Source organism: Ruegeria sp. L12, assembly GCF_056531745.1.
In genome coordinates, this window is record NZ_JBQFMH010000002.1 from 15,107 (window position 1) to 28,228 (window position 13,122).

At 58.3% G+C, this 13,122-nt stretch carries 15 protein-coding genes; 7 read left to right on the forward strand and 8 right to left on the reverse strand.

Annotated elements, in window-relative coordinates; genetic code table 11:
- Positions 1-12: 12 nt before the first annotated feature.
- Entirely contained in the window at positions 13-924 is a 912-nt protein-coding gene (gene thyX / locus ACR0K9_RS03000; protein WP_480820662.1) for an FAD-dependent thymidylate synthase, read from the forward strand.
- A gap of 124 nt (positions 925-1,048) precedes the next feature.
- Here thyX and ACR0K9_RS03005 read toward each other — a convergent pair whose 3' ends face one another.
- Positions 1,049-1,255, reverse strand: a complete 207-nt coding sequence (locus tag ACR0K9_RS03005; RefSeq protein WP_170382500.1) for a cold-shock protein — start codon at positions 1,253-1,255, stop codon at positions 1,049-1,051.
- Positions 1,256-1,469: 214 nt separating this feature from the next.
- Here ACR0K9_RS03005 and ACR0K9_RS03010 point away from each other — a divergent pair, with 214 nt between their 5' ends.
- Together ACR0K9_RS03010 and ACR0K9_RS03015 are read left to right on the forward strand one after the other, a co-directional pair.
- Entirely contained in the window at positions 1,470-1,787 is a 318-nt protein-coding gene (locus ACR0K9_RS03010; protein ID WP_480820664.1) for an ArsC/Spx/MgsR family protein, read from the forward strand.
- Between the two features lie 44 nt (positions 1,788-1,831).
- Positions 1,832-2,200 (forward strand): hypothetical protein, encoded by a 369-nt coding sequence (locus tag ACR0K9_RS03015; RefSeq protein WP_480536188.1) that lies wholly within the window; start codon positions 1,832-1,834, stop codon positions 2,198-2,200.
- A gap of 1 nt (position 2,201) precedes the next feature.
- Here the strand turns inward: ACR0K9_RS03015 and ACR0K9_RS03020 are convergent, their stop codons facing one another.
- The 5 genes from ACR0K9_RS03020 to thrS all read right to left on the reverse strand — a co-directional run bounded on the left by ACR0K9_RS03020 (position 2,202) and on the right by thrS (position 6,887).
- Entirely contained in the window at positions 2,202-2,720 is a 519-nt protein-coding gene (locus ACR0K9_RS03020; protein WP_480536186.1) for a hypothetical protein, read from the reverse strand.
- A complete protein-coding gene (locus ACR0K9_RS03025; RefSeq protein WP_480820666.1) occupies positions 2,717-3,478 on the reverse strand; it encodes an HvfC/BufC N-terminal domain-containing protein in 762 nt (253 codons plus the stop codon). The genes ACR0K9_RS03020 and ACR0K9_RS03025 overlap by 4 nt, the downstream gene beginning before the upstream one ends.
- Positions 3,475-4,332: an MNIO family bufferin maturase gene (gene bufB, locus ACR0K9_RS03030; RefSeq protein ID WP_480820668.1), complete on the reverse strand. Its 858-nt coding sequence runs from the start codon at positions 4,330-4,332 to the stop codon at positions 3,475-3,477. Before bufB ends, ACR0K9_RS03025 begins: the two co-directional genes overlap by 4 nt.
- Before the next feature lie 71 nt (positions 4,333-4,403).
- Complete coding sequence (locus tag ACR0K9_RS03035; RefSeq protein WP_480536181.1) at positions 4,404-4,706, reverse strand: BufA1 family periplasmic bufferin-type metallophore; 303 nt, start codon at positions 4,704-4,706, stop codon at positions 4,404-4,406.
- Between the two features lie 222 nt (positions 4,707-4,928).
- Positions 4,929-6,887, reverse strand: coding sequence for a threonine--tRNA ligase (gene thrS / locus ACR0K9_RS03040; RefSeq protein WP_480820670.1), 1,959 nt, complete (start codon positions 6,885-6,887; stop codon positions 4,929-4,931).
- Between the two features lie 215 nt (positions 6,888-7,102).
- Here thrS and ACR0K9_RS03045 point away from each other — a divergent pair, with 215 nt between their 5' ends.
- The 3 genes from ACR0K9_RS03045 (at position 7,103) to ACR0K9_RS03055 (ending at position 9,321) form a co-directional block, all read left to right on the forward strand.
- A complete protein-coding gene (locus tag ACR0K9_RS03045) occupies positions 7,103-7,852 on the forward strand; it encodes an alpha/beta fold hydrolase (protein WP_480820672.1) in 750 nt (249 codons plus the stop codon).
- Between the two features lie 59 nt (positions 7,853-7,911).
- A complete protein-coding gene (locus ACR0K9_RS03050) occupies positions 7,912-8,526 on the forward strand; it encodes a hypothetical protein (protein ID WP_480536210.1) in 615 nt (204 codons plus the stop codon).
- Between the two features lie 84 nt (positions 8,527-8,610).
- Positions 8,611-9,321 (forward strand): alpha/beta fold hydrolase, encoded by a 711-nt coding sequence (locus tag ACR0K9_RS03055; RefSeq protein ID WP_480536177.1) that lies wholly within the window; start codon positions 8,611-8,613, stop codon positions 9,319-9,321.
- Here ACR0K9_RS03055 and ACR0K9_RS03060 read toward each other — a convergent pair.
- Both ACR0K9_RS03060 and phaZ read right to left on the reverse strand, forming a co-directional pair.
- Positions 9,318-9,902, reverse strand: coding sequence for a DUF6151 family protein (locus tag ACR0K9_RS03060; RefSeq protein ID WP_480820674.1), 585 nt, complete (start codon positions 9,900-9,902; stop codon positions 9,318-9,320). The genes ACR0K9_RS03055 and ACR0K9_RS03060 overlap by 4 nt on opposite strands.
- Positions 9,899-11,173, reverse strand: coding sequence for a polyhydroxyalkanoate depolymerase (gene phaZ, locus ACR0K9_RS03065; protein ID WP_480820676.1), 1,275 nt, complete (start codon positions 11,171-11,173; stop codon positions 9,899-9,901). The genes ACR0K9_RS03060 and phaZ overlap by 4 nt, the downstream gene beginning before the upstream one ends.
- Before the next feature lie 111 nt (positions 11,174-11,284).
- On the opposite strand from phaZ, the gene ACR0K9_RS03070 reads away from it, so the two are divergent.
- A complete protein-coding gene (locus ACR0K9_RS03070; protein ID WP_480820678.1) occupies positions 11,285-13,087 on the forward strand; it encodes a PHA/PHB synthase family protein in 1,803 nt (600 codons plus the stop codon).
- Positions 13,088-13,122: the final 35 nt, after the last annotated feature.

The window sequence follows — 13,122 nt, forward strand, 5'->3', positions numbered from 1 at the left end:
AAGGATAATTTCATGCCTCTGTCATCCGACCAACTGGCCGAGATCGAAGCTCAGCGCGCGCAGTCCAGCCCGACCCGCCGTGTCGTTGCCGAAGGTATGGAAGATCACCTGTACACCGCGCATCAGGTTCTGGATCACGGCTTCGTCCGCGTCATCGACTATATGGGCGATGACGCTGCGATCTGTCAGGCGGCGCGTGTGTCCTATGGCAAGGGAACAAAATCGGTGCAGAATGACGAGGGGCTGATCCGCTACCTCATGCGCCATTGGCATTCGACCCCGTTCGAAATGTGCGAGATCAAGCTGCACGTCAAACTGCCGGTTTTTGTTGCGCGCCAGTGGATTCGCCATCGCACGGCGAACGTGAATGAATACTCGGCCCGGTATTCGATCCTGGATCGAGAGTTCTATATTCCTGCGCCAGAACACGTGGCGGCCCAATCAGAGGTCAACAATCAGGGCCGCGGCGACACGTTGCAGGGGGAAGAGGCCGCGCGCGTTCTGGAAATCCTCAAGGCTGACAGCGCCCGTTGCTATGACAATTACGAGGCGATGATCGGGCAGGATGGCCAGCAGGGGCTGGCGCGCGAACTGGCACGGATGAACCTGCCTGCCAATATCTACACGCAGTGGTATTGGAAGGTGGATCTGCACAATCTGTTCCACTTCCTGCGTTTGCGCGCCGACCCGCATGCGCAGTATGAGATTCGGGTCTATGCTGATACCATGTGCAAGATCGTGGCCGACTGGGTGCCTTTTGCCTACCGCGCGTTCGAAGACTACCGGCTTGGTGCGGTAAACCTGTCTGCCCAGATGGTTACTTGCTTGCGCCGGATGATCGGTGGCGAGACCGTCACACAGGAAAACTCGGGCATGACCGCACGCGAGTGGCGTGAGTTCGAAGCCGTCATTCGCGAGAGCTGATCCCAAGAAAAAACAAAACTGCGCGTCCGGAAACGGGCGCGTGCATTAAGGGGGGGGCTGACGGTTAACGGCCGGAAATTGGCCGCCAACCTTATTTATGCTTCCCGCCCGGGCGGGTTGCGCATCAAAGCGGCTTCAAATCAGCAGCCATCTGGCGGCCATCACGTCCGTCCTGCAACTCGTACGAGATTTTCTGATTGTCAGCGAGTCCGGTCAGTCCGGATCGTTCTACGGCCGAGATATGAACAAACACATCTTTGCCACCCTCATCGGGCGCAATAAAACCATAGCCTTTGGTCGTATTAAACCATTTCACGGTGCCGGTTGGCATTTCCCGTGTCTCCTTCTACTTTCACGTTGTCCCACAAATTGGTGGGGGCAGTGTATTGACAAGACCGCAACACATCACTGTTCGCCCACACGATACAGCCCGGATTGCGTGTTTCGTCTTTTTCAACATTGCACGGTGAAGTAAAAAATCAAGAATAACCGAGGCAGGCCGAACGGTTTGCCGAACTTTGCAGCAAACACAGGATCTGCCAAAAATGCACCTATATGGGTTAAAGACCTGCGACACTTGTCGTAAGGCGTTGAAATCTCTTCCTGATACTGAATTTGTCGATGTGCGGGCCGATGGCGTGCCTGAAAATGTGATGTCCCGGGCCTATGAGATTTTCGGCAAAGCCTTGCTCAACACCCGGTCTACAACCTGGCGTGGACTGGACGATGAAGCGCGCAATCGTCCGGTGCGTGATCTGCTGGCAGAACATCCGACTCTGATGAAGCGCCCTTTGATCGAAGTTGATGGACAGATGTTTCTGGGCTGGACGCCGGAAACCCGTGCGGGGCTTGGTGTTGCCTGAACAATTGCCTATGTGACAATGGGCACAACAGACGGAGACCGTGTATGCGCAACGCAGCCATGATACTGGGCGTGATCGCCGGGCTGATCGGAATGATTGTGGGGTTTTTCGGCTACGGATATGTCGAGTTCGTAGACCGGTTCGGAGAGATTGATGGCATCGCCACGCAGGTGGATGACCCGGGCCTGATACAGACCGCTTCCATCGTGGCGCCTTTGTTAGCGCTTGTCGGCGGTGCGATGGCCCATGCCCGCGCGCTGGTGGGGGGCATATTGCTGCTGATCTCTGCGGTGGGAATGTATTACGCTTTTGGCTTTGGCGTCTTCACCATGTTCCCGATAGCATTTGCCGGGGTGGCGGGTCTGCTTGGGCTCGCCGCGGGAAAACCCGACGAACCCAAGGCACATTTTTAGGTCACTTCAGGCGCAGGATGCGATCCAGCGAGATTGGGCCTGCGCCGTTGATCACCATGACCAGAAACAGGAATGTCCACATGGTCCGCTGATCGATCAGTGACGGCGCAGCATCGAACAGACTGCCCAGTTTGACCCCGTGGCCTGTCACGTCGACAATGGTCTGAACCCAGACGAAACCGATCATTGCAATTGCCGCGGCTCGGGTCAGTAAGCCGACCAACAGCAAGACGGGCAGGACAAACTCAGCCACCGTGCCAAAGAAGATGACGATGCGCTGAAAGAAAGTCATCTGAGTGACGTCCCATAGAACCGCCTCGGCCGCCTTGGGAAAAATCTGGCCGAATGCTCCACTTGAGGGTGAAAAGATCGAGCCGTCAATCTTCAACGTTGCCGAATTCCAGTAATAGAAGAACAGGACCGCAATAAAGACCACGCGCGCCAGAGTCGGCGTAAGCCAGCCCGAGGAATGGTCCACCTTCTCCATCGCGGAATTGTAGGTTGAGATCAGGGCAGTCATGTGTCCAGCCTTTCGATAGTCACAGAAGTTATTGCACCGCCTTGTAAAAGCAGTGCCAGAGTGGTTCCCAGGTCAAACTCGGGCGTCTCCGCCACGGTTGCCTCAAATGCGTCGCCGATGGTCTGTCCCGCCAGAATACGCGCGATCCACGCTGCTCCGCCCGCGGGCAGCAGGTGGGGTGCAGGGTCATATTCGGGGCGTGTGATCAGCACATCCTGCGTTTCCGCCTGCGGTTTGGGGGCATCGTCCTGCGTGTTGAACCGCCAGATCGCATGGATCGGCCAGTCCGAGCGCAGAACATAGACAGCCGGGGCCAGGGACAGCCGTGCCTGCATCAAATCCTCGGGTGGGATCGCAAGGGCATCCGGTGCGATCGCCTGACCATCAGCGGCATGATATGATTGGCGCAGCACGTGCTCCAGCCGGGCGACATCGGGCAGATATCCCAGATGTGACAGCTGCGGCATGGCTTCCAGAAAAGCCGGAAACTCTTCGCCGTAAAACATCATCAAGGGGGATGAGGGCGGATGCTGCCGCAGGAAAATCCCGGCCAGCCCGTCCATGTTCTGCGTGCCCAGCAGCTTGGCGATCACCGGAAAGGCCTGATGCATCGCTTCGGTCAGGGATACCGCGACATTGTTGCGATAAACGCCGAACCGGCGCCCGGCCGGTTGGGCAACCGCATCCAGCAGCCCATCGGGGATCGGTTGGCCTGCATCCAGCAGAGCGTTGTGGAATGTTGTTTGCGACACGCTCATGCGGGCACGCGATCCAACGCCTTCTGCGCGCGTTCGGCCTCGGCCCGCAAAACGGGCCAATCGGGTACATCGGTGTCCCATTCGATCAGCAGCGGCTTGGGGCCGGATTTGTCCAGAACATAGTCCAGCAAAGCCCAGACCGGATCGACCACCTCGCGCCCATGGCTGTCGATCAGCAGGGGGCGCCCGTGGTCATCTTCGTCCTCGTCATGTCCACCCAGATGAATCTCACCGACCTGATCCAGCGGATAGGCATCGACATAGCCTTGCGGCGAGAAATCCAGATTGGTGGCCGAAACAAAGACGTTGTTCACATCCAACAGCAGGCCGCACCCGGTGCGCCGCGCAATCTCGCGCAGGAAATCGGGCTCGGACCAGGTGCTTTCCTCGAACGCCAGATAGCTCGAGGGGTTTTCCAGCAGCATTTGCCGCCCGACCGCCTCTTGCACCTGATCGATATGATCGCAGACGCGGGCCAGGGTGGCGTCGGTATAGGGCAGGGGCAGCAGATCGTTCAGGAAATGGCTGTCGTGGGTTGACCAGGCCAAATGCTCTGAGAAGCTGGCCGGGTTCAGCCAGCCGACCAGATGTTTCAGACGAGCCAGATGATCGGAATCGAGCGCACCCTCGCCACCGATGGACAGGCCGACGCCATGGACGGAAATAGGGAATTCTTCGGAAAGGTGGCGCAGTTGCGCCAGCGGGCGGCCGCCATCACCCATGTAGTTTTCGGCGTGAATTTCCAGCCACGCCACGGGCTTTGCACTTTCAAGTATCTGCGCGAAATGCTGAGGCTTATAGCCGACGCCGGGTGCCGCAGGCAGGCGGTTCGATCGGAGAGCATCATCCAACATCAGCGCATTCCTTCTTTACGACGAAAGGGGCGGGCGATCATGCCCGCCCCTCAGGATACGTATGACCGAACTTATGCAGGCAGGTCGCGGTTCAGTTCTTCCAGCGAACCTTTGCGCGGAGTGCCGTCTGCCTGTGCGGGCAGTTCGATGTCGGCGCAGGTACCTGCGTCGACCAGGGTCCATGCATTGCCCTGATAATCGACGGTCGAGGTGCCCGCGCAGGTGGTGCCGGGGCCTGCCGCACAGTCATTCTGACCGGCCAGCGAAACACCATAGCATTTCTCTTTGGCCTGTGCGGTCGCGGTGGTGGCGGCGCCCGATACGGCGGCTGCGACTGCGGTTGCGATAACCAGGGACTTAGCTGTGTTCGACATCTCGAGTAATCCTCTTGCTGACTGTGTTTGTCTGCTTGTGACACTAAACAAACTAGTGCCTCCGGACGCGCGTTTGAATTCACGAGCCCGTGTCTCACAAGCGCGTCAAAGATAGTCATGCCACCTTGCGCGTTAACAAACTGTTTTTGAAGGGGAAATGTTAAAATGTTTCAATCCGACCCCCTAAACGGGGCCGGATTTTTGGTGGTGTAATGCCGAATGTTACAGCAAATCAGGGGGGGTCGCGGCCTGCGACAGTTCATTTGTTACAGTTTCAAGCGATTGAACCTGCGTCTGTTTTTCACCCAGACGGCGGACGCTGACGGTACGCTCGTCCACCTCGCGGTGACCAACGGCCAGAATCACCGGCACCTTGCCTACCGAATGTTCGCGGACCTTGTAGTTGATCTTTTCGTTGCGGATATCCGCCTCGGCGCGAACACCTGCCGCTTTCAGCGTGTCGACAACCTCCATCACGTAGTCATCCGCATCCGAGGTGATCGAGGCAACCACGACCTGACGTGGAGCCAGCCAGAATGGCAGCTTGCCCGCGTGTTCTTCGATCAGGATACCGATGAAGCGTTCGAACGAGCCCAGGCAGGCGCGGTGCAGCATATAGGGGCGGTGTTTCGACCCATCTGCGCCAATAAAATTGGCGTCCAGCCGCTCGGGCAGGTTGGGGTCAACCTGCAGCGTGCCGCATTGCCAGGTCCGCCCGATTGCGTCGGTCAGGGTGAATTCCAGCTTGGGGCCATAGAATGCGCCTTCGCCTTCCAGCAGCTCATAATCATAGCCCGCCGCCTTGCAGGCATCGCCCAGCGCTTTTTCCACGAAGTCCCAGCTTTCGTCCGTGCCGATGCGCTTTTCGGGCCGGGTGGACAATTTGATGGTCCAGTCGTGGAAGCCCAGATCGGCGTAGACCTTGGACAGAAAGGCGATGAACTTGGCGGTCTCGGATTCGATCTGATCCTCGGCGCAGAAGATGTGGCCATCGTCCTGCGTGAATCCACGGACCCGCATGATCCCGTGCAGCGCGCCGGATGGTTCGTACCGCGCGCAGGACCCGAACTCGGCCATGCGCAGGGGCAGGTCGCGGTAAGACTTCAGGCCCTGATTGAACACCTGAACGTGGCAGGGGCAGTTCATCGGTTTCAGCGCGTTGATGGCTTTTTCGCGGGCATGATCTTCGTCCACTTCGACGATGAACATGTTTTCCTGATATTTGTCCCAGTGACCCGAGGCTTCCCACAGTTTGCGGTCGACGACCTGAGGGGTGTTGACCTCGACATAGCCGTCACGCTCCTGCATGCGGCGCATGTAGTCCTGCAGGGTGGTGTAGATTTTCCAACCGTTCGGATGCCAGAAAATCTGGCCCGGGGCCTCTTCCTGCATATGGAACAGGTTCATTTCGCGGCCCAGCTTGCGGTGGTCACGTTTGGCGGCTTCCTCCAGCATATGCAGGTGGGCCTTTAGCTTTTCCTTGCCGGTGAAAGCGACGCCGTAGATGCGCTGCAGCATGGCGCGGTCGCTGTCGCCGCGCCAATAGGCACCGGCAATGGACATCAGCTTGAATGCATCGCCCGGCACCTGACCTGTGTGCTGCAGGTGTGGGCCGCGGCACAGGTCCTGCCAGTCGCCGTGCCAGTACATGCGCAGGGGCTCATCACCCGGAATGGCGTCGATCAGTTCGACCTTGTAGGGCTCGTCATTGGCGGTATAGAATTCGATCGCGCGCTGACGGTCCCAGACCTCAGTGGTCACGGGGTCGCGCTTGTTGATGATTTCCTTCATCTTTTTCTCGATCAGGCCGAGGTCTTCGGGCGTGAACGGTTCCGCCCGGTCAAAGTCGTAATACCAGCCGTTTTCGATCACGGGGCCGATGGTGACCTTGGTGTCGGGCCAGATTTCCTGCACCGCACGGGCCATGATATGCGCCAGATCATGGCGGATCAGCTCGTTCGCCTGAATTTCATCCTTCATGGTGTGGATGGCGATGTCGGAATCGGATTCGATGGGCCATTGCAGGTCCCAATGCTGGCCGTTTACCGTGGCCGAGATGGCCTTTTTCGCTAGCGAGGTCGAAATGTCGGCAGCCACCTGCGCAGGCGTAACGCCAGCCTCGTAGGATCGTGCATTGCCATCAGGGAAGGTGAGTGAGACGGATTTTGAATCCAGGGCCATATCGGCTCTCCTCGTCGGTTTGGCGCCCACTGAACGCCCGGTTGCGGGTTATATGTGTTCGGCTGATTTGGCAGGTGTATGTGCATGTGTCAAGGGCGGGAGCGAGGGGCTAGCCCCTCGCGCACCCCGGGATATTTATCGCCAGAGGAAGGCGATCCCGGAGTTGTGGTCAAAGGCGGGACATGCATGATACCGGAAACACCAATGAGGGTTTCATGGCAGAGACAGAATTTCTAGAGACCGCGCAGGGGCGGCGGCTGGCCTATCACAAGAGTGACGGGGAAGGGCCGACCGTTGTTTTTCTGGGCGGGCTCAAGTCGGATATGGAGGGCACCAAGGCGGTGCATCTTGAGGCCTGGGCGCAGGCGCGCGGGCAAGCGTTCTTGCGGTTTGATTATTCAGGGCATGGTGAGAGTTCGGGTGCGTTCACCGATGGCTGTATCGGCGACTGGCACGAGGATACCTTGGCGGCGGTATCACGCCTGACCGAAGGGCCCTTGATTGTGGTGGGCTCGTCGATGGGCGGCTGGCAGGCGTTGCTGCTGGCGCGGGTGATGCCCGAGCGTTTGGCTGGGTTGGTGACCATCGCGGCGGCGCCTGATTTTACCGAAGACGGGTATTGGGCGTCGTTTTCAGAAGAACAGAGATCAGCTTTGGAGGCCGAGGGGCAGGTCGAACTGCCTTCGGATTATATGGAACCTTACATCATCACCAAGCGGATGATCGAAGACGGGCGGCAGCGGTTGGTGTTGCGCTCGGCGCTGGAACTGCCGTTTCCGGTGCGTTTCTTGCAGGGCACAGCGGATACGGCTGTCTCGACCGAGACGGCGGTACGGTTGCTTGATCACGCGAAGGGCCCGGATATGCGGCTGCTGTTGGTGAAAGATGCCGATCACCGGTTCTCGGACGGGCCGTGTCTGGATTTGATCGAACAGGCACTGTTGGATGTGATGAGCGACGCCTGACGAGGGAATGCCTGAATGGCTGGCGGAAAATGGGGTAATTGATGCGCAAACCCGGCAGTATGTGGAGTCTTGAGACTTTGGGCCGGGTGCGCCTGTCGAGGCATTTCTTTATGCGTGACTTCCTGTATTCCGAGATCGGAAATTTCCACCAAAAGCAAAACATCCCCGACAACCCTGATCTGGCCATTGAAACCGGGCGTGCCTTTTGCGAAGCCTTGATGGACCCGCTGGAAGAGACCTTTGGCCGGGTCGCTGTGCGGTCGGGCTATCGCTCTCGGTCTCTGAACCGGTTCGGGAATGAAAACCGCCTGAATTGCGCCCGCAATGACAATCCGCTGGAGTGTCATATCTGGGACTGGGGGCAGGGCGATGCACGGGTCGCGGGGGCATCGGTGGTGATCCCGTGGTTTGCGGACCGCTATGCCGAGGGCCGTGATTGGCGCGATCTGGCCTGGTGGATGCATGATCATCTCGACTATTCCGAGATCTGGTTCTTTCCCAAGCTGTGCGCGTTCAATCTGATCTGGCGGCCTGTACCGCAGCGCCGGATCGACAGCTACATTGCCCCGCGTGGGTGCCTGTTGCGTGCGGGAGAGGAACCGGGCGAAACGCTGGCGCAGCGGCAGGCCCGATACGCGGATTTTCCGGCCTTTCGGGGTATTCAATACCCCTGAAGATTGCGCTTGCCGCGCGATGGCAAAACTCTCATCCTTAGGCAAAACAAGAACGTTGGAACCGTCGACCAAAGGAGGCCCCGCGTGATCGAGCCGCTGGTTCTGCTACCCGGATTGATGAGTGACGCACGGTTGTTTCGACCGCAGATCGAACGGCTGTCGCAAAACAGGGCGGTGACCGTTGCGCCGATTTCGGGCGGAGAGCGGATCGAAGAGATCGCCTCGGGTCTGCTGGACCAACTGCCACACAGGTTTGCGCTAGCAGGGCATAGCATGGGGGGCGTTGTCGCGCTGGAACTGATCCGCCGTGCCCCGGACCGGGTCACGCGCCTGTGTCTGATGGCGACGGATGCGCAGGCCGATACGCCGCATATCGCAGCAGATCGCGAAGAACTGATAATCGGTGCGCAAGCCGGGCGGCTGGACGAAGTGATGCATAAGGTGATCGGCTCGGATACGCTGGCTCCGGGGCCGCAGCGGATATCCATTCTGCAGGATACGATCCGGATGGCCAATGAACTCGGGTCTGACTTGTTCGTCCGACAGATGCGCGCGCTGCAGCGCCGGCCGGACCAACAGGCCACGTTGCGTCTGATCAAGGTGCCGACACTGGTTCTGTGCGGCGCGCATGACAATCTGACGCCGGTCAGGAAACATCAGTTCATGGCGGAACTCATTCCCGAAGCCGAACTACTGGTACTGGAGGGCGCGGGTCATTTGCCGATGTTAGAGGCCCCGGACGCAGTCAATGCCGCGTTGAGGGATTGGCTGAAGGTGTCGCTGCGATTGCTCTAGCCGTAATAAGCCGCGCGCTGTTCCTTGGTCATGATAATCGGCGTAACGACCGGTGCAGCGGTGTCTGCCGCGAAGAACTGCGATGTTTTCCAGCTGCCCGACAGGCGTGATCCAAGCACGCGTCTGATCAATCCGATTGCCGCATATCTCAGGTTCTCGTGCTTTTGCTTGCCGTCCGGTTTTGGCACAAACCCACGTGTGGTGATGGGTCCCAATGTGGACGGGTCGGCAATACGATTGACTATAAAACCCGCAAACGGAAGCTTGCCAGTCTGAGGCGTGGTCGCCAGCGGTGCATCACAGCAGCTTGCGTACCACCGCAACATTCCCTTCGGGCCGAGTTGCATGGCCGCCAGACGCTCGGCACCTGTTTCGATGCGGATGTCTTCGGGCGTGGTTTGCAGGATATCGACCGGGTCGGGGGCAGGGTCGGGTTGTTTGAAATACAGCTGCGCCGCACGGCAATCATGGCAGTAACACCCGACATGGGTGCCGCGTTTGACACCCTTGGGCGTTATGTAACCCTGCAGGACACCGCAGGTACAGGAAAAGGGAACGGCACCTGCGGAAGGCTGGTTCATGCAACTTTGTTGCTGTTGGCGGCGCGGCGTCTGGGCTTCTTGCGGCTGTTTTCGTTCATGAAATCAATCACAAGCGGGCGGATGTTGTCGCGCCAGCTGCGACCGGCGAAGATGCCATAGTGGCCCGCACCGGGTTCCACATGGCTGGCCTTCTTGCTGTCGGGCAGGCCGGTGCACAGGTCCAGTGCCGCGATGCACTGGCCGGGGGCCGAGATATCGTCATTCGCACCTTCAACTGACTTCACCGCAACATCGGTGATCTTGCCGATATCCACTTTATGCCCGGCGACGACAAATTCGTTGCGCGCAATCTCACGGTTTTTGAACACACGCTCGACCGTCGACAGATAGAACTCGGCCGTCATGTCCATCACCGCCAGATATTCATCATAGAACCGGTTATGGGCGTCATGGTCCGAGGCTTCGTCCCGGATCACGCGCTGGATCTGATCAGTGAAGGCCTTGCTGTGACGCTCGGCGTTCATCGACATGAACGAGGCCAGTTGCAGCAGTCCGGGATAGACCATCCGGCCCACGCCTTTGTATTTGAACCCGACCCGCTGAATCATGGTCTCTTCCAACTGCCCCATGGTCACGCGGCGGCCGAAATCGGTGACCTCGGTCGGGGTGGCGTCGGGGTCTACCGGGCCACCGATCAGGGTCAGAGTGCTGGGCTGTGCTTTGGGCTCGACCTCGGCCAGATAGGCGGTTGCGGCCAAGGTCAGGGGGGCTGGCTGGCAGACGGCTACGACGTGTGTGTCGGGGCCCAGCTCCTTCATAAAATCGACAAGGTAGAGCGTATAATCCTCGACATCGAACTTGCCTTCGGAAACAGGAATGTCACGCGCATTATGCCAGTCGGTGATGTAAACTTCGCAATTGACGATCAGGCTTTTGACGGTCGAACGCAGCAGCGTGGCATAGTGGCCGGACATCGGTGCCACCAACAAAACCTTGCGCGGTTGTTCCTCGCGCCCGTTGACGCGAAAATGGATCAGATCGCCGAAGGGGCGTTCCAGAACCGTGGTGACGTCGACCAGATGGTCCTTGCCGTCCTCGCAGGTGAAGGTGCGGATGCCCCAGTCCGGCTTGACCACCATGCGTTGGAACGTGCGCTCGGTCACCTCACCCCAGGCCGCCATCCAGTTGAAGGCGGGGTTGGGTGTCATTGAAAACATCGGATAGGACGCCATCGCACTGGCAGTTGCACCAAGCCACTGATTGGTGTTACGCATGGTTTCCATCAGGTCGTAGGTCATCATGTAGCGCATCGAATGTGTCTCCTGCGTATCAGCGTGAGAGTTTGGACCATTCGTCGCTTTGCCCCCCGACGCCCACGACGTTATTCTGCATAGCAGCGAGATTAGGTGGGAATTGTTAAAATGACAACTACTGACGACCAGACGCCGAAATTGACCGAAGAACATATTGAACGACTTAAGGAAAATATGGGCAAGGTCGAAGAATTGTCCAAACGTCTTGTCGAAGTCATGGCCGGCAAAACGCCGCACACTCCCGCGCTGGACGGTCCGAATCAAGAGCTTTTTGCAAAAGCAGCAACGGCCTACTGGGCCGAAGCTTTTCAGAACCCGACCAAGCTGCTTGAGCATCAGATCGAATACTGGGGCAAGTCGGTTCTTAACTTTGCCGAGGCTCAGAAAACCCTGACAAGCGGCGACGGCGAAGCGCCCGATACCCAGCCCAAGGACAAGCGGTTTTCAAACCCGATGTGGGAGACCAACCCCTATTTCCGCCTGATCCGCCAGCAATACCAAACCAATGCCGAGGCTATCTCGCAGGCGGTGGCGTCGGTCGAGGATCTGGAGACCAAGGATAAGCAACGCCTTCAATACTTCTCGCAACAGATCATCGACATGATGGCGCCGACGAACTTTCTGGCGACCAACCCGGATGCGTTGGAAAAGGCGATCGAGACCGAAGGCCAGTCTCTGATCAAGGGCCTTGAAAATCTGGTGTCGGACCTTGAGGCCAACGATGGCGAGATGGTCGTCCGGTTGGCCGATGAAAGCGCGTTCGAGATTGGCGGCAATATCGCCACGACACCGGGCGACGTGGTCTATCGCAACCGGATGATGGAACTGATCCAGTACAAACCGGTGACCGAGACTGTGCACGAAACGCCCATCGTCCTGTTCCCGCCATGGATCAACAAATTCTACATTCTGGACCTGAAAGCCCAGAACAGCCTGATCAAATGGGTGACCGAGCAGGGCTATACTCTGTTTGTGGTCAGTTGGGTGAACGCCGACAGCTCTCATGCCGATATCGGGATGGAGGATTACATTCAGGAAGGTTTCCTGACCGCCATCGAAGAGGCCAAGAAAATCTGCAAGGTCAAGCAGGTCAATGCGGTGGGCTATTGCATTGCGGGTACGACACTGAACCTGACCCTCTCTCTGCTGAAGCAGCGCGGCGACAAATCGATCAAGTCGGCGACCTTCTTTACCACGCTGACGGATTTCGGAGAGCAGGGTGAATTCACACCCTTCCTGCAGAATGATTTCGTGGACGGGATCGAGGATCAGGTCTCGAAAGATGGCATATTGAAAGCATGGATCATCGGGCGGACGATGTCCTTTCTACGGTCTCGGGACCTGATCTATACACCGGCCATTCGCAACTACATGATGGGCGAAACGCCGCCCGCTTTCGATCTGCTGTATTGGAACGGCGACGGCGCCAATCTGCCGGGCCGTATGGCGATCCAGTATCTGCGCGGATTGTGCCAAAGCAACGATTTCGTCACCGATGGGTTCGAGTTGTTGGGGCATAAGCTGCATATCAAGGATGTCGATGTGCCCCTGATGGCCATCACCTGCGAGACGGACCACATCGCGGCGTGGAAGGATTGCTATCGTGGTGTGCAGCAGATGGGGTCGAAGTCCAAAACCTTTGTGGTTTCGGAATCGGGTCATATCGCGGGCATCGTGAATCCGCCCAGCAAGAAGAAATATGGCCACTATACCAACCCGGACTTGAAAGCGGATGCCGATACCTGGCTGAAAGAGGCCGACTTCCATGAAGGGTCCTGGTGGCCCATGTGGGAGGCGTGGCTGAAGAAGCGCTCCGGCAAGCAGGTTCCGGCCCGCGACACCGGCGATTCGGACCATCCGCGCCTGTGCCCGGCGCCGGGGACCTATGTTTTGGTCAAGGCAAACCGCTGATATCATTTTGAAACTCACATTTTTCTGCATTGCAG

What these genes read in the sequence shown, in the direction of transcription:
- thyX (WP_480820662.1), top strand. Translation starts at nt 13, where the DNA reads ATGCCTCTGTCATCCGACCAACTGGCCGAGATCGAAGCTCAGCGCGCG.
- ACR0K9_RS03005 (WP_170382500.1), bottom strand. Translation starts at nt 1,255, where the DNA reads ATGCCAACCGGCACCGTGAAATGGTTTAATACGACCAAAGGCTATGGT.
- ACR0K9_RS03010 (WP_480820664.1), top strand. Translation starts at nt 1,470, where the DNA reads ATGCACCTATATGGGTTAAAGACCTGCGACACTTGTCGTAAGGCGTTG.
- ACR0K9_RS03015 (WP_480536188.1), top strand. Translation starts at nt 1,832, where the DNA reads ATGCGCAACGCAGCCATGATACTGGGCGTGATCGCCGGGCTGATCGGA.
- ACR0K9_RS03020 (WP_480536186.1), bottom strand. Translation starts at nt 2,720, where the DNA reads ATGACTGCCCTGATCTCAACCTACAATTCCGCGATGGAGAAGGTGGAC.
- ACR0K9_RS03025 (WP_480820666.1), bottom strand. Translation starts at nt 3,478, where the DNA reads ATGAGCGTGTCGCAAACAACATTCCACAACGCTCTGCTGGATGCAGGC.
- bufB (WP_480820668.1), bottom strand. Translation starts at nt 4,332, where the DNA reads ATGTTGGATGATGCTCTCCGATCGAACCGCCTGCCTGCGGCACCCGGC.
- ACR0K9_RS03035 (WP_480536181.1), bottom strand. Translation starts at nt 4,706, where the DNA reads ATGTCGAACACAGCTAAGTCCCTGGTTATCGCAACCGCAGTCGCAGCC.
- thrS (WP_480820670.1), bottom strand. Translation starts at nt 6,887, where the DNA reads ATGGCCCTGGATTCAAAATCCGTCTCACTCACCTTCCCTGATGGCAAT.
- ACR0K9_RS03045 (WP_480820672.1), top strand. Translation starts at nt 7,103, where the DNA reads ATGGCAGAGACAGAATTTCTAGAGACCGCGCAGGGGCGGCGGCTGGCC.
- ACR0K9_RS03050 (WP_480536210.1), top strand. Translation starts at nt 7,912, where the DNA reads ATGTGGAGTCTTGAGACTTTGGGCCGGGTGCGCCTGTCGAGGCATTTC.
- ACR0K9_RS03060 (WP_480820674.1), bottom strand. Translation starts at nt 9,902, where the DNA reads ATGAACCAGCCTTCCGCAGGTGCCGTTCCCTTTTCCTGTACCTGCGGT.
- phaZ (WP_480820676.1), bottom strand. Translation starts at nt 11,173, where the DNA reads ATGCGCTACATGATGACCTACGACCTGATGGAAACCATGCGTAACACC.
- ACR0K9_RS03070 (WP_480820678.1), top strand. Translation starts at nt 11,285, where the DNA reads ATGACAACTACTGACGACCAGACGCCGAAATTGACCGAAGAACATATT.